Origin of the sequence: Paenibacillus lentimorbus NRRL B-30488 (assembly GCF_000411595.1) — a bacterium.
Taxonomy (GTDB): Bacteria; Bacillota; Bacilli; order Bacillales; family Bacillaceae; genus Bacillus; species Bacillus velezensis.
Map to the genome: position 1 here is coordinate 35,497 of NZ_ANAT01000045.1, position 20,482 is coordinate 55,978.

Consider the following 20,482-nt stretch of genomic DNA (forward strand, 5'->3'; position numbering starts at 1 on the left):
GATTATATCATGATGTCATATGAATGAGGCAAAGACACGAGAAAGGCTTTTTCCAGTTCTGCTGCCGTTTCGATAACCCCTTGCTGCAAATTTTCGCTGATTTTGCCGCCGCAGATCCAATGACAAGCATCCGGCGCTTCTGCGTTTTTGAGCGGCCGTATGGTATACTAGCTGTCAAATGAATGGGCTTGGAGGACAACATGAGAATTTTAAAGTACGCGATTTTAGGGCTTTTGCGAAAAGGCGAATTGAGCGGATATGATATATCGAGCTATTTTAAGGAAGAGCTCGGCCAGTTTTGGAGCGCAAAGCACAGCCAGATTTATCCGGAATTAAAAAAACTGACGGCTGAGGGATTTATTACGTTTCGCACTGCGATTCAAGGAACGAAGCTTGAGAAAAAAATGTACACGCTGACTGACAAGGGAGAGCTGGAGCTTGCTGCCTGGCTGACGAAAAAAGACCCGATTCCGGAAACGGTGAAGGATGAATTTATGCTGAAGGCTTATTTCATCTCAGCTTTGACGCAGGAAGAAGCTGATGAGCTATTCACCGATCAGCTCGTAAAACGGAAGGAGAAATTGTCCGATCTGGAAAACAGTTATCAAGAACTGATGACATCGTCGGCGGAGGCGGATTCATTTTCTTCTCCTGATTTCGGCCATTATCTCGTGCTGACAAAAGCGCTTGAGCGGGAACGGAATTATATTTCCTGGCTTGAAGATATTTTGGCTCTCATCAAAAAAGCATAAACAAAACGGGGCGGCTCTGTATCTGCAGGCCGCCTGTTTACGTTCTGAGAACCGCATTGATAAACGAATCAGCCATTAAAATAAGAAAAAGCAGACTGAAATAAACAATTGAATAAAAAAACATCCCCTTCGACCATTGCGTGTCATCCGCCGCGTGAAAGCCTTTGACGCTCCGGTACAGCCAGATGGCCCCGAGCAGGAGAGCGATTGCGGTATAAAACGGGCTGACCTCTATATAAAGAGGAACGAGCAGCGAAACCGCAGTCAGAACGGCGATATAGCGCAGCATTTTTATTTTTGTGACGCGATTGCCTTTTATGATCGGCAAAAGCGGAATGCCGGCGGCACGATACTCTTCCTTTCGCCTGATTCCGATCGCCCAGAAATGCGGCGGCTGCCACAAAAACATAATCGCGAATAACAAAATCGCGGGCATATCAATGTACCCGGCCAGCGCGCAATAACCGATTAAAGGCGGAGCCGCCCCCGGAAAGCTGCCGACAAATGTGCTCCAGACGGATTGTCTTTTAAACCAAAGCGTATAAACGACGGCATACAGCAAAAATGCAAGCAGGCCAAGAACGGCGGTCAGTACATTAAGCGAAGCAAGCATGATGAATCCGCATGCGCCGAGACATGTGCCGTACAGGATCATGACCGTCGGCGGTATTTTTCCCGTGACGCTGGCGCGGGTGCGGGTTCGCGCCATCTTTGCGTCCATGCCGCGGTCAAAGAAGTTATTAAAAACAGTGCTTGACGCCATGACTAACGCCGTTCCGATCATGGCAACCGCCATGGCGGCAAATATACCGGGCCCTCCGCCCGTCCTTTCCGACTGAAGCCATGCGATCCAAAATCCGCCCAATGCGGCGAGTGAATTTGAGATGATAATCCCCGGTTTGGCAAGAATGATAAAGTCCTTGACCGTCATCCGGTTTCCGTTATGCTTCATAGACTGTTCCGTCTGTGCTGCATTTGAATTCATTTGTTGAGGTTCTCCTTTTTCAGCTTATCATATCAGGAAGAATCAGGAAGCACAATTTATTTTGGGCATTTTTCACACAATTGTAAATTGTATATGAAAAGCCGCATCTTGTGACCGGATGCGGCTTTTCCCTTTTTCTATTCAAAGTCTGCCCATACTGCTCCCTGATCCGCCGACGGACACCATTTTCAATTCAGCGGATGCCCTGAGCCCGGGCCGGCGATGGCGGGCTCCACTCGTCATTTTTGCGCCTCACTGAGATGTTCGCTCTCTTCAGTCACACAAAAGCCGGGTGTATATTGCAAATCGACGTTCTTCTTTCCCGAGCCTTTAGAAAAATAAAAACCCTTGCCGGTGAGACGGCAAGGGTTGTTTCTTACAGTGTAAATGCGATATCCGTCCCTGATACAGGATCTTTGACGAATACGCCCTCTTCTTTTTCTTCGATCTCAAAGCCGGCATCGGTCAGCGCTTTTGTCACACGTGACAGCTCTTTTTGATGCGGCAGCGCGATGGTGTAATAATCCAGCCCGCTTGCATTTCCCGGTTTCGGCGGCGCATGTTTTCCGGCCCATATATTCAGACCGATGTGATGGTGATACCCTCCCGCTGAAACAAACAGAGCGGACATGCCCGCGTAATTGCCGACAATGTCAAAACCGAGGATATCGGTGTAAAACGCTTTGGCTTCCTGTAAATCCGTCACATGAAGATGGATGTGACCGATTACGGTTCCTTCCGGGAGACGGCTTTTCCGTTCAGCTCCGGCTTCTTCCAAAAGCCCGTCCACATCGACGGGCGCCGTTTGCATGACATAATTGCCCTCTGCATCCCGGCGCCACGTGCTGCGGGGACGATCGGCGTATATTTCAATGCCGTTTCCGTCCGGATCAGACAGGTAAAGAGCCTCACTGACTGCGTGATCCCCCTGACCGAGCGCGATGCCGTTTTCAATCAGCCTGGCCAATGCGATGCCGAGTTCTTTCCGGTCAGGCAGAAGTATCGCGAAATGGTAAAGGCCGGTGACAGACCGCTCCGGCAGAACGACGGCGCTTGGATTTTCTTCAAGCACCAGCAGGACGCGTTTTCCGTCTGCTGACAGTTCTGCGGAACGATCGGTTTGCGAGATGACTTGAAGGCCGATCACATTTTGGTAAAAGCCGAGCGACCGTTCCATATTTTTAATGGTCAATTTGACATAACCGATTGCCGTATCTTGATGAATGCCGGTCATTTGAACGCCTTCTTTCTTATGCTGAAAAAGTTTCTCCCTTTTTTGATTTGAAAAGGAGCTGATCCAATGAAAGCAGTCGGCTTCCTGAAAGCGCTAAGTGAATTGACGCAACCAGTAAGATGAAATCAAATTCCGATCCGCCCATAAATGGTGAGGAAAGCTTCGCCGTGAAGATGGCGCCGACTAATGTGAGGGCAAACAGAACGCCGATTATGCGCGTCGCCAAACCGAAAAAGATCAGAACCCCGCCGACAAGCTCAATCGTCGCGATGACGTAGACCATAAAGGCCGGAAGCCCGATGCTCTGGAAAAATTGCGTAGTTCCTTCCAACCCTTGAAACTTGGATAAACCGTGAACAAAAAAGATAATACCTGTTACAACCCTTAAAAGCAGTGTTCCTGTTTCGAATGATTTATTCATAAAATCCTCCTTGAAAATTATTATCACTTACTTTATGTAAGCTAGTATATATACATAACTTATTTACGTCAAGTAATTTTGTTACATTTAACGAAAATAACTTAAAAGTACTATTTGTCTTCGCAAAAAAAGACCTCCGCACTCTGTCGGAGGTCTTTTTCCCTATCTATGATTCCCGGAACTGGCTTTCATATAATTCCCGGTAAAACCCGTTCTGGCTGAGCAGTTCGGCATGGGTTCCTTTTTCAGCCATTTCGCCGTCTTTCAGCACAAGAATCTGATCGGCTTTTTGAATCGTGTTCAGTCTGTGAGCGATGATGACGCTTGTTCTGCCCGCCATTAAACGGCCGAGCGCTTCTTGTATTTTCACTTCCGTCACCGTATCAATGTTGCTCGTCGCTTCATCCAAAATGAGCAGCACCGGGTCCGCCAGCACAGCTCTCGCGATGGAAATAAGCTGTTTTTGTCCTTGGCTGATGCCCGCGCCGTTTTGGGTAAGGACGGTATCGTAGCCTTTCGGGAGCCGTTGGATGAATCCGTGGGCATTGGCGGCTTTTGCTGCTGCCTCCACCTCTTGGTCAGATGCATCCAGACGGCCGTAACGGATATTTTCCCTGATGGTGCCCTGAAAGAGAAAGGAATCCTGCAGGACAAACCCCATGTTTTTCTCAGACTGGATCTCGTCAGTTTTTTGATGTCCGTTCCGTCGATGAGGATTTTTCCGTTATTCGGCTCGTAAAAACGGGCGATCAGGCTCGTAACGGTCGTTTTACCCGCTCCGGTCGGTCCGACGAAGGCGATTGACTGTCCTTTCGGAACGCTGAAGGACAGATGTTTTAAGATCAGGCTGTCTTCCTGATAGCCGAAGGAGACATCTCGGAATTCAATCTCTCCCGTTTTGATCGGCTGGTGCGTCGCATGCTCTTCATCTTCCCGCTCCTCTTTTTCATCCAGCACGTCAAACACCCGTTCAGCCCCGGCGATGGCCGATAACATCGTATTGAACTGATTGGCTAAATCATTTAAAGGGCGCGTGAACTGCCGCGAGTATTCTGCGAATACGACGATGGAGCCGATCGAAATCCACCCCTTCAGCGCAAACAGCCCGCCGACCGCCGCTATAATCGTAAAGCTTAAATTGTTTAAAGAATTCATGACTTTCGGAATGAATCCCGAAATTGTCTGCGCCCAAAACCCTGATGATTGTAACGCCGCGTTTTTTTCTAAAAATTGCTCCATGACGCGGTCTTCCCTCGAATAGGCTTTAATGACCTTCGCTCCTGATATCGACTCTTCAATAAAACCGTTCAGCTCGCCGAGGTTTTTCTGCTGCTGCTTAAACAGGAGTCCCGTCCGGTTGGTGATCCATTTAATGCTCAAAAGCATGATCGGAATAATCAAAAGCGTGATCAATGTTAAAAGCGGGCTCATGTACAGCATGACGGCGATTGTGCCGACGAATGTAATGACGCTCGACAGCACTTGAATGACGGATGTATTTAAAGTGGAGCTGACATTTTCGATATCATTGGTAACCCGGCTCATCAAGTCGCCGAGGCGCTGTTTATCAAAAAACGGTATCGGCAGCTCATGCAGATGGGTGAACAGTTCGCTCCGCATTTTAAACACGGTGCTTTGCGAGATATTGATCATCCAATAGTTTTGAAACCATAAGGACAATGATTGCACGAGGTAAATCCCAAACAGTATGAACAGTACACCCGCCAATCCGTCCATCGTCCGTCCGACGATAAAATGATCAATTGCTTTCCCGATGACGAACGGTCCGAGCAGGCCGAATATGGCGCTTATGACTACCATGATGATCACAAGGGTTAAAAGCCCTTTTTTCTCGGCTACATACGACCAGATTCTGCGCAGCGTGCCTTTTGTATCTTTTGCTTTCGCGCGTTTTCTGCCGCCTTCATTTGGTTTGAGCGGTATTTTCGGATATCGGAAAGGTTTACGAATGTCTTTCTCCACTGTCAGCTCCCTCCTTTCCGAATTGTGATTCATAAATCTGCCGGTACAGATGAGACTGTGCCATCAGCTCTTTGTGCGTGCCTTTTGCAAGCAGTTCGCCGTCTTCAAGCAATAAGATGGTGTCAGCCTTCATCGCGGTTGTTATTTTTTGCGTAATAATCAGTGTCGTGCATTCATAGGATCTGATCGCTTGTAAAAGCTTCGCTTCCGTTTGAAGATCCAGCGCGCTCGTACTGTCATCTAACAGCAGGAGGGACGGCTTCCTGATAAAAGCGCGCGCGATGGAAATCCGCTGCTTCTGCCCGCCTGACAAATTGACGCCCCGCTGTCCCAGCACCGTGTCGTATCCGTTTGACAGCTTCATAATCGTGTCATGGATTTGCGCGTCTTTGGCCGCTTCCATTACTTCATCTAGTGAAGCATCCTCCCGTCCCCAGGCGATATTTTCACGGATTGTGCCCGAAAACAGAAGCACTTCCTGCGGCACATAGCCGATTTCCCTGCGCAGCCCGCAAGCGGAGAATTCACCGATCGGTTTGCCGTCTATGAAAATACTGCCCGAATCAGCCGTGTACAGGCGCGGAATCAGCTGAAAAAGCGTTGATTTCCCTGAACCTGTCGCGCCCATAATGGCAACCGTTTCTCTCGGGCTGGCAGAAAAGGACACGTGATGCAGCGCGTCTTTTTCCATGTCCGGATAGCGGAAGGACACTTCGCGAAACTCAATCCCGCCTGCAAGCGCCCGTGCCGGGTCGTGCCCCGTTCCCTCGCCGCCTTCTGTTTCCAGCACCTCACCGATTCTTTCCCCGGAAGCCTTCGCCCGGGAAAATACCATGATGAGAAAAGGAAGGACGGACAGCGCGCCTGTAATCCGCGTCGCATAGTTAATGACGGAAACGACATCGCCGACCTGCGCTCCGCCCTGAGCAATGCTTTTGGCGCCGAACCATAAGATAAACAAAATGCAGCTGTTCATCAACAGCATTAAAATCGGCATCGCCGCTTCCACGAGACGAAAAGCGGAAACCGTTTTTTCCATCAGCTTCGTATTCGATTTCAAAAAACGTTTCACTTCGTGGTTTGCACGGAGGAGCGCTTTAATCAGTTTGATCGCCGTCAGGTTTTCCTGCATGATCGTGTTGACCTGATCAAGCCGCTTTTGCACGGACCGAAACAGCGCGCCGCCTCTTTTCAGCACCCACAGCAAAAACAAAAGCAAAATCGGCACCGTGATCAGCAGAAAAAACCCGAGTTTCGCATTGACGGTCAGCGAGAGAATAATGCCGCCCGCGATCATTAACGGCGCCCTGAGCATAAACCGGAGACTCATGAAAAGCATATTCTGGACCTGTGTCACATCGTTTGTCAGCCGGGTGATAAACGATGTGGATGAGAATTGCGCAAACGTCGAATAAGAGAAGGATTGAATTTTTTGAAAAATCCCTTTTCGCGTATCATACGCATAGCTCTGGCTGATGTGGGCGGAGTAGAATGAATTTAAAATTCCCGATGCGAATGAAACAGCGGTCAGTCCGATCATCACGCCGCCCCACAGCCAAACCGTACCGAGATCCTGCTTTAAAATTCCTTCGTCAATGATTTTCCCGATCAGCAGGGGCTGTATCAGCTCTACCGCAAGCTCGATGAGCATGAAAAACAGAGCGATTCCCGCCAAAAGGGAATACGGTTTTACATATGATAAAGCCTTTGACATGTGTAAGCCTCCAAATCCTTTGTTCAATATTATTATTTTATGCCTTTCCGGCAAATGAATAAAGAAATTTGGTGTGCCGTTTTTTTAATAATCTGCGAAAAAGATAAAACCTTCCCGGGGAGGGGAAGGTTTTGACCTTATTGATCCAATTGCTGTTCAATGCGCTCCCGCATTTGCGGAACGCCTAATCCGACAATGACCTGAAGCGCCCTGCCTTTTCTGACGACGCCATGGGCTCCCAGCTCTCTGAAATCGGCGTCACTTTTGACCTTTGATTCATCAGCGACAGTAACGCGGAGACGGGTGGCGCAATTGGTGACCTCCGTAATATTGTCCTTTCCGCCCAGCGCTTCAATATACAAAGCGGCTGTATCCCGCTGTGTTTCGTCTGCCGCGGCTGTTTCTTTTGAAGCCTGCTTCCGTTCTCTGTACTCCTTTTTCGAATAAAGCTTTGTTTCCTGCCCTTCCTCTTTTTCTCTGCCCGGTGTGGCGATGTTGAATTTGAGAATGAGGAAACGGAATACAAAAAAGTAAACAGCGGTAAAACACAGCCCGATGATGATCTGGTATACATACGTCAAGCCGTGGCTTGACGCCAGCGGGATCCAGTTCAAGGTCGCAGCTTCGATCAAACCGCCTCCCATATTTCCGACGACGCCGGCCATATACATGACGGTTGCCATGGAAGCGGCAAGCAAAGCATGAACCGCAAATAAAAACGGCGAGATAAAAAGGAATGTAAATTCAATCGGCTCTGTAATCCCTGCGACAATGGACGTCAAGGTGACCGGGATCAAAAGGCCGGCGACGATTTTTTTCTTTTCCTTTGAAGCTGTGGCGTAAAAAGCGAGCGCGATTCCCGGAATGCCGAAGATTTTCGAGTTGCCGTGAAGCGCGAAGCCCCCCTGCGGGAACAATTCTTTCAGCGGTTTGACGCTTTGAGAGTATTCCCCGAGATGCTGAGCCCAATAGGTGACGATACCGCCTTCAGCCACAGCCGGACCGTAAATAAACGGCGAGTAAATAAAATGATGCAGGCCGGTCGGAATTAAAATCCGCTCCAGGAATGTGTAAATCCACACGCCGATCGCCCCGGAAGAAACGAGAAAACTTTGCAGCGAGCCGATTCCGGACTGAACCATCGGCCATACGTATGCCACCGCAAGTGAAATCGGTATCATAATGAAGAAAGAAATGATTACGATGTATGAAGAGCCTTGAAAAATCCCCAGAAAATCCGGCAGTTTTTTATCAAAATAACGATTGTGCAAATACACGACAATAGATGAAATAAAGATGGCGCCGATAATATTCGTATCAAGCGTTTTGATGCCGGCGATCATCGTCAGCCCGCTCGTTCCGCCGGCTTCCTGAGTCATATCGACATGAAAAGCCCCGCCCCAAACCGTCAGAATCGCATTGATAAAGTAATTGAATGTAAGATAAACTGTAAGCGCTTCCAAACAAGCCCGCGCCTGCGCTTTTTTCGCTAAGGCGACAGGTATGCCGATCGCAAACAGGAGCGGCATCTGATTAAAGACGGTCCAGCCGCCCTGTTCAATGACGTACCAGCATTGATACCAAAGCCCGTCAGGATCAGCCAGCGGCCCCATCAGCGTTTTATTTTTAAACAGCGTGCTCAGACCGACAATAATACCGGAAAATGCAAATAATAAAACAGGCACAAACATCGCGCTGCCGAAGCGCTGGACTTTTTGCATCATTTCACGTGACCTCCCGCTATTTATCAAAATTTTCGAGCTCTTTATAATCAACATATGCACGGAATAATGCTTCGCCCACCAGAAAAAACGGGGCAAATGCGACGATTTCCGTTTTATCGCTTAACGTCACCGGCTTGCTGGTCGCATAAAGATTATACGGCGTCGTTTGCGCCAGGACGTTGTTTTTCAGATTGGTGATTGAAATAAACGGAACTCCCTTTGCGGACAGGGTCCTTACCTGCGGAATTAATTCGGGTGTTTCGCCTGATAAAGAAATAATGATGAATACGTCATCAACCTTAAAATCATCACACATGATATCAAACTCTGTGATGTCCTGAATTAAAATCAGATACTTCCGCCGGGATACAAACATCCGCTGCAGCTCGCGGGCGCACACCCTCTGAGCCGTCCCCGATCCGTAAACGAAAATCCGTTTTGCTTCATCTATCAGCCGGCACATCTCCGTCATATCTTTTGACTTCACGTATTTTACATTGGCTTCAATATCATCCAGCAGCTTTTCAAACGTCATATTCTCGCCCTCTTCAGGCTGATCCTCCCATTTCAGAAAAACACGGAATTCACTATAGCCGCTGAAGCCCAGTTTTTGGGCGAGCCGCAGGATGGAAGACCGAGAGACATTACAGACTTTCGCCATGTCATTGATACCGAGATGGTAGCACGTATGCTTATGATTCAATATATATTTTAAAATATAAAAATCGTTGTCATTTAATTTCGCGTAATGCTGATTAACCAGTTCTTCAAGACTCATCCCAAAAATCCCCCCGTTTTCTTTCTATTATATAGAATAACAGATAAAGAAAACGGGGAAGATTGTCATCAGGAAATAGGAGACGGGCTTACATCAAGCTCAGGCCAGTAGTCCTTATTAGCCTCCATCAGATCTTCAAGAATCAGTCTTGCCACACGGGCATTCGGCACTGTTTTTGACAGGATCAGCGCCTGCCACAGCTTTTGAAATGACCGCTCTTCCCACGCTTCAGCCGTCAGTTTTTCGACAGACACCTGCTGTTCCATCAGGCCTTTTTGAAATTGCGGTATGTTCCCGACTGAGAGCGGTTCCGGTCCGTTTGAACCTACGAGACAAGGAATCTCAACCATGGCTGACGGATCAAAGTTTGCGATCGCGCCGTTATTTTCAACGATTAACAGCATTCTCTCCCCTGTGTTGTAAGCGATGGCCCGGGCAAGATCGACGATATAGGAAGCATGATCATCAATTTTAATTTCACTCTTCTCCGATGATTGTTCGCGCGTAATCATATCGCATTGGCTGAAAATGAAAGCTTCCCGCCCTTCCATGACTTCGTTGGCTCTCGTATGGTTCGGATTTGATTTTTTCACCATATCATCCGGGAATAAGTAATATTGCAGATATGTGTTCGGAAGCGTATCCGGATCAGCCGCCTGTACGTCGCGCGCTTTTTTGAATGTGTCATTCCAGCTTGCTTCAGTCTGTTCGGCCTCCGTCTTCGGAACGTAGCCGTATTCACGGACATGCTCTTTCAGCTTCGGCATTAAATCATTGCCCTCTCGATCGGTGATGGACGTCCACCAGCCAAAGTGGTTCAAGCCGTAGTAACGGACGTTCATTTCTTTTCGTGAAGATAATCCGAGGATGTTCGCCATGCGATCCTCAATTCCGACCGGCATGTCGCAGATGTTCAATATTTTTGAATTCGGTCTGAGGCGCCGTGTAGCTTCGGCCACAATCGCCGCCGGATTGGAGTAATTCAGCATCCATGCGTCAGGCGAGTACGTTTCCATATAATCAAGAATCTCCAGAACACCGCCGATAGAGCGCATGCCGTATGCGATTCCGCCCGGCCCGCATGTTTCCTGGCCGACCACGCCGTACTTCAGCGGGATTTGTTCATCGAGCGCGCGCATCGCATATTTTCCGACGCGGATATGCGCCATGACGAAGTCAACATCCGTAAAAGCCGTCTCTGGGTCATCAGTCGCCAAAAATTCAATGTCCGGCGCTTTTTCTTTTATGAATACCTCACACGCACCCGCAATCCGCTCCTGCCTTTCTTTATCATTGTCATAAAGTTTCAGCTTTCTGATCGGAAACTCTTCCAGGTGATTCAAAAGCATTAATACAATTCCGGGGGTAAATGTGCTGCCGCCGCCTGCAATAACGATTGAGAATGATTTGTCTGTCATGTGAAGCCCTCCTCTGATAACGTTTACATTTTATTTATATCATGAGAAGCTCCGATCTGTACCGGGTTTGGAGGAGTTAGATCATTTGATCATTTTTAGTTATTTTTCTCAAAAAGCGGGAAAGTTCCCACAGGTACGAAAAAGGCCTGCTGTCATCAGCAGACCCCTTCTCAAAAATGCTCTTGTAAATCAGAAAGCAGCACTTCCTGCTCAAATTGTGGATTTCCGATCGGAAAAATCCTGGCTGTTTCCTTGTCTTCGTTGACATGCTGAATATAAATCGGGACTCCTTCATACGTCACATACGCCATGGCGGCGGATTCCGAAATGTCTTTCGCACGCTGTGTATTCACGTCTCAAACCTCCTTTAGGCCTCACACATAACGTGTCCGGCAGCCAAGAGAAGTATGCTTGTTTCTTACAATTGTCCGGCGGTGAGTTTGAATTTTTTGAGGCGTTTGTAAAACGTGCTCCGCGGGATTCCGGCCATTTTGGCAGCCAGCGTGACATTCCCCTTCGCTGATTCAAGCGCGTTTACGATGATGTTTTTCTGAATGTGTTCCCGGATGGAGACAGGGGACGCTTCTTCCTGTTCATAAGACTCGGCCGCCTCTTTAAGACCTGACGCTTCAAGCAGGGCTGCAATGGGGCGCCCTGACAGCCGTCCGTCCGGGAACATGACGGAAAGACGTTCAAATACATTAAACAATTCCCTGATATTCCCCGGCCATTTCCGGCTCTTTAATAGGTCTAAAAAGTCATCAGGAAGCTCCCCCCGCCAGCCGCGATTTCGCTGAAATTCAAGGAAGAGGCCGGGAATGTCTTCGGTGCGTTCTCTTAATGGAGGGAGGTGGATCGGACAGACGTGAAGCCGGTAAAATAAATCTTCTCTCAGCTTTTTGCATTCGACAAGCTGTCTCAGATCAGTGTGGGTGGCAGTGATGATTCTGATGTCAACGGGAATCTCTTTTGTCCCGCCGACCGGGGTGACTTTCCGTTCCTGCAGCACCCGTAACAGAGCGACCTGCATGGAGTGTGATATTTCTCCGATTTCATCGAGGAAAAGCGTGCCTTTATCGGCTTTTTGCAAAGCGCCGTTATGTCCTTTCCGTTTGGCCCCGGTGAAGGCGCCTTCCGAGTAGCCGAACAGTTCGCTTTCAATCAGCTTTTCAGGAACCGCTCCGCAGTTGACAGCGATAAACGGGCCGTTTTTCCTGGAGCTGTTGTTGTGAATCGCCCGGGCGGCAATCTCCTTTCCCGTCCCGGTTTCTCCCGTAAGACAAACGGTTGCGTCCGTTCGGGCGACAAGCTCCAGCTGCTGGAGCATATGTCGGGATGACGGGCTTTTGCCTGCCGCACCATGAAATATAAACGACGGCTTTTCTTCTCGTTTGGATAAGTAAATGCATGAGAAGCCGTTCTCCTCCCGCTTCGTCTGCTTGATATGATAGCCCTGTTCCTCAAGCTCGCGCAGCATATGTCCGGTAAAATGCTGAACGGGACGGCTTGCAGCGATAACCCGGCTCATTTCATTGCAAAGCACGATCGGATCGTGAGACCGGGTAAGCCCGGCGAATTTGCTGATCATGTCAAGTTCTGTCATTTTGATCTTTAGGGCAAGCTCCCGTTCCGCCGTATAAGCGATGGAGGAGGCAATTCCGAGCATAAAAGGCTGAGCGCGGGCGGCGGGGCAGGAAATATCAATGACACCCGCCAGCCGCCCGTCTTCATAACGGATGGGCGCGGCGGAACAGCTCCATTGATGAGAAGCGAGCGAATAATGTTCAGAGCCGTGTATCATGACCGGTTCATTTGTATAAAGAGCCGTCCCGATCGCATTCGTGCCGACGGCCGTTTCCGTCCAGCGGGCGCCTTTTAAGAAATTGATGCGGTTCGCTTCATGAATGGTGCGCGGGTGGCCGTCAACTGAATGGACAACGCCGTCAGAATCAATCAGAAGAACCATCATTTCCATTTCCCGCATCGCCGTTTTCATTCTTTCTGCATACGGCGTTGAGGCTGCTAAAAATAACGCATGCTTTTCGGCCTGCCTTTCTAAATGATCTGCCGGCATTACATTCGGTCCCTTTTCAAGATAAGGGTTGACGTCGGCTTTTTTGCAGCGGTGCCATGAGGAAGCCACCCGCTTCTGAATACGGGATTCATCGAGCACGCCTTCTTTCACAAAACGCTTCCAGGTTTTAAAATCATTCCGAATGACATTCATTGTATTTGCTCCCCCCTGTTCAGACCATCTTTTCATATATTGTAGGGGAAAAGTAAAGCGCTTTCAACGAAAAATACCCCTTCTCATCTGAGAAAGGGTATTCCGGTTATACGGAATGCACCGCAAGTCCTGTGACATTCAGCAGGGCTTCCTGAAGCGTTTCTGACAGAGTCGGATGCGCCGCGATAAAGTGCTCCGACATATCCGCCGTCATTTCACCGTTCATCATCATGACCGCCTGACCGATCAATTCCGTCACGTCCGGCCCGATCATTGACACGCCGACGATTTCTCCGAATTCCGGTTCGGCAATGATTTTCATTTTGCCGCCGTACTGATGCTTAATTAACGCTTTTCCGTTAGCAGAAAATGAGCATTCTCCGATTTTCACATCTCCGTATGTCTCTCTCGCCTGTGTTTCCGTCAGCCCGACAGCTGCCATTTCCGGCGATGTATAAATACAGCGGGGCACCGCCCGCATATTGACTTTGCTATCCTTTCCCGAGGCATGCGCGGCGGCTGTGATTCCTTCATGAATGGCGGCATGCGCGAGCTGCATCCCTCCGGCCGCATCGCCGCACGCATATATATGAGGCACATTGGTCTGCATATGGTCATTGACTTCAATGCCGCGCGGAGAATACCGGATGCCGGCCTGCTCCAGATTCAGGCCTTGCAAACGCGGCTTTCTGCCGATTGCAACCAAAATGTGATCAACCTGAGCCTCAATTTCTTTTCCGTCTTTTGTCCACACGGCGGTTTTCTTTTCTTTGTCAATCCGCTGAAGGGCGGCTTTTGTCTGAATATCAGCCCCGCTGTCTCTTAAAGAGTCTTCGAAAGCGGCGGCGATTTCCCCGTCTTCTGCCGGGAGCAGCCGGTCAGCCGATTCAATCACCGTCACTTTCGTTTTAAACCGGCTGAATAAAGAGGCAAATTCGCAGCCGATCACACCTCCCCCGACAATGAGCAGAGACGAAGGGATTTTCAGTAAAGAAAGCGCATCTTTGCTGTCGATCACCCAATCGCCGTCAAATGGGGCAAACGGCAGCTCCGCCGGTTCAGATCCGGATGCAATCAATATCCAGTCCGCTTCCAGAATGTCTTTTGCGCCTCCCTCACCTTCAACAAGTAATGTCTGCTCTGTGAGAAATGAAGCTGTCCCGCTGATGACTTTAATCTGATTTGCTTTCATTAAGTATTGAATTCCCTGCACGAGCTGGCTGACGATTTGCCGTTTGCGCCCCTGCATGCGGTTCCAATTGAGTGTAATGTTTTGCGGCAGTTCGATGCCGAATGTATTTGCGTGCCTGATTTTATCGAGCACATTCGCACTTTCCAAAAGCGACTTTGTCGGGATGCACCCCTCATTGAGACAAGTGCCTCCGAGCGGCCCTTTGTCGATCAGAACGACTTCTGCTCCCCTCCGCGCGGCAGTCACGGCAGCTGCATATCCGGCCGGCCCGCCGCCGATAATGGCTAGTTTCATTTTTTCACCTCTCTCTATAAAATCAAACCGGCAGGCTCTTCAAGCAGCGCTTTGACCGTTTTCAGGAAGTCCGCAGCCGGGGCGCCGTCACATACTCTGTGATCAAAGGTAAGGCTCAGCGGCAGCATGGTGCTTTTGACAAGCTCATCTCCTTTAAACGCCGGCGTTTCATAGCTTGCGCCCACTCCGAGAATACCGGCTTCAGGCGGATTAAGAATCGGGGTGAAATGCTCAATTCCGTAACCCCCGAGATTTGTAATAGAAAATGTCGATCCGTGCAGGTCATCTCCGGAAGCATTGCCTTCCCGCGCCCGGCGTGCCGATGTGCTGATGTGATCCGCAAGCTCAAGAAATGAAAGCTTTTCCGCATCCCGGATCACCGGCACGACGAGACCGTTTTCAAGAGAAACCGCCATCCCGAGGTGGACATATGGATAGGTGATGATCCGCTCCTCTTGATAAGAGCTGTTCAGCTCAGGATGCTGTTTCAGCGCAAGCGCCGCGGCCCGGGATACGAAATGTGTGACCGTCAGTTTAACACCGCTCCGCTTTTTCGCGCTGTCGGCGAGCTGCTGCTGCCATTTTACAAGCTCCGTAATGTCCGCTTTCATCGTCAGCGTCAGCTGGGCGCTGTTTTGCAGGCTTTTGTGCATTCGGTCTGCAATCACTTTTCTCATCGCTGAAGCCGGTTTTCCCTCCGGCTGTGCCGTCTGAACCGAAGACTGCGGTTCAGCTTCTGTCTTCATGGCCTTGATGACGTCAGCTTTTACAATTCGGCCTCCGGGACCCGTCCCGTTCAGCGTATCAACTTTCAACCCGGCTTTCTCCGCCATTTTTCGGGCAACGGGAGATATTTTCACGCGGTGTTTACGCTTTTGCCCGGCTTTGGGAGCGGGAATATGTTCAGGTTCAGCTTGCGGTTTCCCTGCATTTTCAGGAGCCGGCGCCTCCTTCTCCCGCACTTCTTCGCCGTTTTCCCCGATATAACAGATGGGCGTTCCCGGGGGGACTCCTTCTCCCTCTTTGACTTTAATGTGAAGAAGCGTGCCGCTTTCAGGCGCTTCTATTTCCATTTCTATTTTTTCCGAGTTGATGCTGGCGATGCTTTCTCCCTTTTCAACCGGGTCGCCGACTTTTTTATTCCAGACGGATACTTCACCTTTCTTCATCGCCATTCCAAGCTTCGGCATTACTACTTTTACAGCCATTCTACATCCCTCCTTTAATTCATTGCCGGCTCGCCAAGCAATTCAAGCGTGACGCTGACAATTTGGTCTGGTGTCGGCAAATATTGATCTTCAAGCACTGGCGAAAACGGCACCGGTGTATGCGGCGCTGTAATCCGCTTAATCGGCGCATCAAGCAAATCAAAGCCCTTATCGGCGACAATCGCAGCAATATCCGTGGCGATGCTGCAGCGCGGATTGGCTTCGTCAATGATGATCAGCCGATTTGTTTTTTCTAACGATGTGAAAATCGCTTCCTCATCTAAAGGAGACAGACTCCGGGGGTCAAGCACCTCGGCGTCGATGCCTTTCTCAGAAAGCTGTGCAGCCGCTTCAAGCGCAGTATTAACCTGCTTGCCGACCGCAAACAGCGTGATGTCGCTGCCTTCGCGTTTGATATCCGCTTTTCCGAGCGGAATTGTATAATAATCTTCCGGCACCTCGCCCTTCATGTTGTAGGACGTTTTGTCTTCAAAAAGAATACCGGATCATTGTCTTCTATTGCCGCCAGCAGCAAACCTTTGGCGTCATACGGATTGGACGGCACAACCGTCTTCAGCCCCGGGATGCTGGTGAACAGGCCATACAGCGCCTGCGAATGCTGAGCCGCTGCCCGGAACCCGGCTCCGTATGTGGTGCGGACGGTGATCGGCACTTGCGCTTTACCGCCGAACATATAGCGGAATTTCGCCCCTTGGTTGATCACTTGGTCAAAGCACGTTCCGATAAAATCATTAAACATCAGCTCGGCAATCGGTCTCAGCCCCGTGGATGCCGCAGCCATGGCCGCACCCATATAGCCCGCCTCAGAAATCGGTGTATCCAGCACTCGGCTGCGCCCGAATTCCTGTACGAGCCCCTTTGTGACCCCGAGTACACCGCCCCATGCCTCATCATCTTGCAAATGATCGACCGCCGCTCCCCCGGCGACATCCTCACCGATTACAAGCACATTGTCGTCTCTTCTCATCGCAAGCTTCATTGCTTCATTGATCGCGTCCGACATGCTTATGACTCTCGCCATCTCACATTCCCCCTTTTTCATATGACACGTAGACGTCTGTCAACAGCTCTGACTCTTTCGGATACGGACTCTTTTCGCTGAACGAGACGGCTTTTTCAATCGATTCGCTGACTCGCTGTTCGATGTCTGACAATTTATTTGCATCCGTTTCTTTTAGAAGATAGTTTTTAAAGCCTTGGATGGCATCCTTTTCTTCAAGATGCTCAGTCTTTTCATCCTTTGTTTTATAAGTTTGGGCATCGCCTTCGAAATGGCCGTAGTTTCGGTAAGTCATACATTCAATCAAAGACGGGCCTCCGCCGTTTCTTGCTCTTTCTATCGCTTCCCCGGCCGCCTGATAAACTGCTAAAATATCTTTTCCGTCCACCGTGACCCCAGGCATGTTGTAGGCAGCCGCCCGATCGGCGATTGAATCACAGGCTGACGCGTACTCAAATGTCGTGGCTTCGCCGTAGCCGTTGTTTTCGGCGATGAACACGACAGGAAGGTTCCATACTGCCGCTAAGTTCAGCCCTTCATGGAAGGTGCCTTGGTTATTGGCTCCGTCCCCGAAAAAGCAAACGCTTACATTTTTAGTTTGTTTATATTTAGCCGTGAGCGCTGATCCGCATGCGAGCGTAAATCCGCCCCCGACGATTCCATTTGCGCCTAACATGCCTTTATCAAGATCCGCAATGTGCATAGAGCCGCCTTTGCCTTTACACAGTCCGGTCGCTTTTCCGAATATTTCCGCCATCATGCCGTCCAGATCACAGCCTTTGGCGATACAATGGCCATGTCCCCTGTGTGTGCTTGTAATGCTGTCGCCATCATGTAAATGAGCGCACACCCCCGCAGCTATCGCTTCTTCACCGGCATACAAATGGACGAATCCGGGAAGCACTCCTTGCGCGAACAGTTCATGCACTTTGTCTTCAAAGCCCCTGATTTCCAGCATCTTTTGGTACATCCACAGCGCTTTTTCCTCAGTTAATGACAAGCCTTCTCGTTTTAACAATTCCATTTTGTGCGCCTCCTTCTATTTAGGGTTCACACTTATAAATGCAAGAAGCATGCCAGCCTTTGAAGCCCGTAAAATGAATGTTTTTATTTTTACAATGGAGACAGTTTGAGACAGGTGTCTCATTTTGTCTCGATCTGATCACTTTGTCTCGTTTTATGGCATACAAAAAGACCGGGCATCACCCTGTCTTTGACAATGATCGACGTATTTATTTCCTCGGAAATCTTTTATTGCTTCATACTTCCGCATACAGTCTAACGCGGCGTTTGAGTGGTTACACTCTTTTTTCATATCCACGCGCTGCAGTTCATCCTTTTCTTCAACAGCCCGATTCAGCGCTTGAAGCATGTAACCAATGCCTTTATACGATGACAGAGGCCAGGTGATATGCTGATGCTCTCCGATGACGGCGTTTAGAACGCTTCGGTATTTTTTCCCGCCAAGCATGACAAGCTCTTCGACGTCGGAAAAGCCTTTTTCATGAAATTGACGGCGCAGCTCGTCCGCTGCCATGATCTCCGGATGACCGGTTCCAAAAGTGACATCGTAATTTCCGGGAACAGTATCATCCGGACGAAGGAATCCGTGCTTCGCCGACAAAATCACCCACTCATCGAAAAATGCTTTCGCATATCGCTCGCACGCCTGATGAAACGGGCTGAGATAAGCGTCTTCCGCCCTTACCGACCCTGTATCTGAATGGACATCCCAAATTTTTTTCTTGCCGCAGGGGATGATGCACAGTCGTTTCATTTTTCTCTCCCCCTTTATGATGTATCTTCTATCAATGTACCATTATTCGTTTATTTCTGCATGACGAAACCGGCCATGGATCTGTCTGGGTAAAAGCTGCACACAAAAAGACCCGGAATTCAAACCGAACTCCGGGCCGGATGAAGGGTTGTTTATGTCACTCTTGCTCCATCCCATCAAGATACTTTCTCTCAAAGTCATCGAGCAATGCACGCACTTCATCTGTTGACTTTGTATTCATGCATTGATTTCTTAATTCACTTGCTCCCCGGAACCCGCGGAGATATATCTTGAAAAAGCGAGGGAGCGGTTTATATGCTCTAGCTTCTTCTTTTGAATACTCATCATGGAGATCCAGGTGCAATCTCAAAAGATCAAGCAATTCCTTACTGCTATGCTCTCTCGGCTCCTTTTCAAAGGCGAACGGATTAGTAAAAATGCCTCGTCCAATCATAATCCCGTCAACACCGTATTGTTCAGCGAGTTTCAAGCCGGTCTCCCGGTCAGGAATATCCCCATTGATCGTCAAAAGGGTATCTGGCGCAATCTCGTCACGAAGTTTCTTAATTTCCGGAATCAACTCCCAATGCGCATCTACTTTACTCATTTCCGCTCTTGTACGCAGATGAATGGAAAGATTCGCAATGTCTTGTTTCAGTATGTGTGTCAGCCAGCCGCGCCATTCGTCAACATCCGTGTAGCCAAGTCTCGTCTTCACACTTACCGGCAGACCTCCTGCTTTCGCCGCCTGTATTAATTCTGCCGCAACTTCAGGACGGCAAATCAGGCCGCTTCCCTTTCCATTCCCAGCCACATTAGGGACAGGACAGCCCATATTGATATCCAGGCCCTTAAACCCTAATTCCGCCATCCCAATACTCATTTGGCGAAAGTTTTCAGGCTTATCTCCCCATATGTGGGCAACCATCGGCTGTTCATCCTCCGTGAAAGTCAAACGGCCGCGTACACTATCCTTCCCATCCGGGTGACAATAGCTTTCTGAGTTTGTAAACTCTGTGAAAAACACATCAGGTCTGCCTGCTTCACTCACAACATGGCGAAAAACGACATCCGTCACATCTTCCATTGGTGCCAGTACAAAAAATGGCCGCGGTAATCCACGCCAGAAATTATCTGTCATAACAAATCCAAATCCTTTCATGATGGGATACAGCCAAACCTTTATCCCAAAATTAAAAACTGACCATGCTTCTTTTACACTTATAGCATGTGTCAGCACTTCTTATCAAACGATAGTAAATTTTGAACATTTCACTTTTTAAAAAGTGAAAAAGCAAACTGGAGTAGAACACATTAATTGAGTTAACGTAATAGACTACCGCTATAGTTAACCCCATACCGTTCATTTCTGATCAACTCAGTCAACTCCTTAACCTTTAAAAGGGTTTGAGAGAGAAAAAAGTGTGATGATTATCTACACCTAATTTTTATTTATATTGTGGTTTATTAAGATTAGCGCTGACCTTCATCTTTCTTAGCGGCCTTACTTTTGCTCTTTTTGGATAAAAAGGAGTCCAACCTAAATAGAATATCATATGAGTTCTCCCTATTACCATAAAACAAATTTCAAGAAATAAGTTGATTAAGCAAATGGGGCTGGGTGGTATATCTGAGTACTGAAGAGAATGTAAAAAGAAAAAGCCTTAACTTGCCGATTGTGAATCACATGAAGTAAAGAGGATGACAAGAGAAAATAAACTCGAACTTAACAGAATTCAAGAACTTCAATCTGG

14 protein-coding genes and 3 pseudogenes are annotated in these 20,482 nt (G+C 48.8%); 1 reads left to right on the forward strand and 16 read right to left on the reverse strand.

The window, feature by feature from the left end:
• Positions 1-200 precede the first annotated feature (200 nt).
• Positions 201-752: a PadR family transcriptional regulator gene (locus D368_RS18695; protein ID WP_012117104.1), complete on the forward strand. Its 552-nt coding sequence runs from the start codon at positions 201-203 to the stop codon at positions 750-752.
• A 37-nt stretch (positions 753-789) separates the two neighbouring features.
• Here D368_RS18695 and cyoE read toward each other — a convergent pair whose 3' ends face one another.
• From cyoE to D368_RS18775, 16 genes and pseudogenes are all read right to left on the reverse strand, one after another.
• Positions 790-1,737: a heme o synthase gene (gene cyoE, locus D368_RS18700; RefSeq protein WP_128575035.1), complete on the reverse strand. Its 948-nt coding sequence runs from the start codon at positions 1,735-1,737 to the stop codon at positions 790-792.
• A 376-nt stretch (positions 1,738-2,113) separates the two neighbouring features.
• Positions 2,114-2,971 carry a catechol 2,3-dioxygenase gene (gene catE, locus D368_RS18705; RefSeq protein ID WP_128575036.1) on the reverse strand — a complete coding sequence of 286 codons (858 nt, stop codon included), beginning with the start codon at positions 2,969-2,971 and terminating at the stop codon, positions 2,114-2,116.
• A 16-nt stretch (positions 2,972-2,987) separates the two neighbouring features.
• Positions 2,988-3,392 (reverse strand): DoxX family oxidoreductase CatD, encoded by a 405-nt coding sequence (catD, locus tag D368_RS18710; RefSeq protein ID WP_014304646.1) that lies wholly within the window; start codon positions 3,390-3,392, stop codon positions 2,988-2,990.
• Positions 3,393-3,558: 166 nt separating this feature from the next.
• A pseudogene (locus D368_RS18715) lies at positions 3,559-5,375 on the reverse strand (ABC transporter ATP-binding protein).
• On the reverse strand, positions 5,356-7,089 hold the full coding sequence (locus tag D368_RS18720; RefSeq protein ID WP_128575037.1) for an ABC transporter ATP-binding protein: 1,734 nt from the start codon (positions 7,087-7,089) through the stop codon (positions 5,356-5,358). The pseudogene D368_RS18715 and the gene D368_RS18720 overlap by 20 nt, the downstream one beginning before the upstream one ends.
• A gap of 137 nt (positions 7,090-7,226) precedes the next feature.
• A complete protein-coding gene (locus D368_RS18725) occupies positions 7,227-8,813 on the reverse strand; it encodes an alpha-glucoside-specific PTS transporter subunit IIBC (protein WP_015388532.1) in 1,587 nt (528 codons plus the stop codon).
• Positions 8,814-8,829: 16 nt separating this feature from the next.
• On the reverse strand, positions 8,830-9,591 hold the full coding sequence (locus tag D368_RS18730; protein WP_128575038.1) for a MurR/RpiR family transcriptional regulator: 762 nt from the start codon (positions 9,589-9,591) through the stop codon (positions 8,830-8,832).
• Positions 9,592-9,659: 68 nt separating this feature from the next.
• Positions 9,660-11,009 carry a maltose-6'-phosphate glucosidase gene (gene glvA / locus D368_RS18735; RefSeq protein WP_128575039.1) on the reverse strand — a complete coding sequence of 450 codons (1,350 nt, stop codon included), beginning with the start codon at positions 11,007-11,009 and terminating at the stop codon, positions 9,660-9,662.
• Positions 11,010-11,179: 170 nt separating this feature from the next.
• On the reverse strand, positions 11,180-11,362 hold the full coding sequence (locus D368_RS18740) for an H-type small acid-soluble spore protein (RefSeq protein ID WP_003155535.1): 183 nt from the start codon (positions 11,360-11,362) through the stop codon (positions 11,180-11,182).
• A gap of 65 nt (positions 11,363-11,427) precedes the next feature.
• Positions 11,428-13,236, reverse strand: a complete 1,809-nt coding sequence (locus tag D368_RS18745) for a sigma-54-dependent Fis family transcriptional regulator (RefSeq protein WP_128575040.1) — start codon at positions 13,234-13,236, stop codon at positions 11,428-11,430.
• Between the two features lie 106 nt (positions 13,237-13,342).
• Complete coding sequence (gene lpdA, locus D368_RS18750; RefSeq protein WP_128575041.1) at positions 13,343-14,722, reverse strand: dihydrolipoyl dehydrogenase; 1,380 nt, start codon at positions 14,720-14,722, stop codon at positions 13,343-13,345.
• Between the two features lie 14 nt (positions 14,723-14,736).
• Positions 14,737-15,930 (reverse strand): dihydrolipoamide acetyltransferase family protein, encoded by a 1,194-nt coding sequence (locus D368_RS18755; RefSeq protein WP_128575042.1) that lies wholly within the window; start codon positions 15,928-15,930, stop codon positions 14,737-14,739.
• A gap of 14 nt (positions 15,931-15,944) precedes the next feature.
• Positions 15,945-16,972: pseudogene (gene acoB, locus D368_RS18760) on the reverse strand (acetoin:2,6-dichlorophenolindophenol oxidoreductase subunit beta).
• A 1-nt stretch (position 16,973) separates the two neighbouring features.
• A complete protein-coding gene (gene acoA / locus D368_RS18765; protein WP_101562823.1) occupies positions 16,974-17,975 on the reverse strand; it encodes an acetoin:2,6-dichlorophenolindophenol oxidoreductase subunit alpha in 1,002 nt (333 codons plus the stop codon).
• A 303-nt stretch (positions 17,976-18,278) separates the two neighbouring features.
• Positions 18,279-18,728, reverse strand: a pseudogene (locus D368_RS18770) (DUF6884 domain-containing protein); the annotation flags it as partial.
• Positions 18,729-18,885: 157 nt separating this feature from the next.
• The gene (locus tag D368_RS18775; protein ID WP_071391438.1) at positions 18,886-19,869 is read right to left on the reverse strand and encodes a tRNA dihydrouridine synthase; all 984 of its coding nucleotides are present in this window, start codon (positions 19,867-19,869) and stop codon (positions 18,886-18,888) included.
• Between the last annotated feature and the right edge of the window lie 613 nt (positions 19,870-20,482).

Excerpts from the sequence above, each read along its gene's own strand:
- D368_RS18695 (WP_012117104.1), top strand. The coding sequence starts at position 201 with ATGAGAATTTTAAAGTACGCGATTTTAGGGCTTTTGCGAAAAGGCGAA.
- cyoE (WP_128575035.1), bottom strand. The coding sequence starts at position 1,737 with ATGAATTCAAATGCAGCACAGACGGAACAGTCTATGAAGCATAACGGA.
- catE (WP_128575036.1), bottom strand. The coding sequence starts at position 2,971 with ATGACCGGCATTCATCAAGATACGGCAATCGGTTATGTCAAATTGACC.
- catD (WP_014304646.1), bottom strand. The coding sequence starts at position 3,392 with ATGAATAAATCATTCGAAACAGGAACACTGCTTTTAAGGGTTGTAACA.
- D368_RS18720 (WP_128575037.1), bottom strand. The coding sequence starts at position 7,089 with ATGTCAAAGGCTTTATCATATGTAAAACCGTATTCCCTTTTGGCGGGA.
- D368_RS18725 (WP_015388532.1), bottom strand. The coding sequence starts at position 8,813 with ATGATGCAAAAAGTCCAGCGCTTCGGCAGCGCGATGTTTGTGCCTGTT.
- D368_RS18730 (WP_128575038.1), bottom strand. The coding sequence starts at position 9,591 with ATGAGTCTTGAAGAACTGGTTAATCAGCATTACGCGAAATTAAATGAC.
- glvA (WP_128575039.1), bottom strand. The coding sequence starts at position 11,009 with ATGACAGACAAATCATTCTCAATCGTTATTGCAGGCGGCGGCAGCACA.
- D368_RS18745 (WP_128575040.1), bottom strand. The coding sequence starts at position 13,236 with ATGAATGTCATTCGGAATGATTTTAAAACCTGGAAGCGTTTTGTGAAA.
- lpdA (WP_128575041.1), bottom strand. The coding sequence starts at position 14,722 with ATGAAACTAGCCATTATCGGCGGCGGGCCGGCCGGATATGCAGCTGCC.
- D368_RS18755 (WP_128575042.1), bottom strand. The coding sequence starts at position 15,930 with ATGGCTGTAAAAGTAGTAATGCCGAAGCTTGGAATGGCGATGAAGAAA.
- acoA (WP_101562823.1), bottom strand. The coding sequence starts at position 17,975 with ATGGAATTGTTAAAACGAGAAGGCTTGTCATTAACTGAGGAAAAAGCG.
- D368_RS18775 (WP_071391438.1), bottom strand. The coding sequence starts at position 19,869 with ATGACAGATAATTTCTGGCGTGGATTACCGCGGCCATTTTTTGTACTG.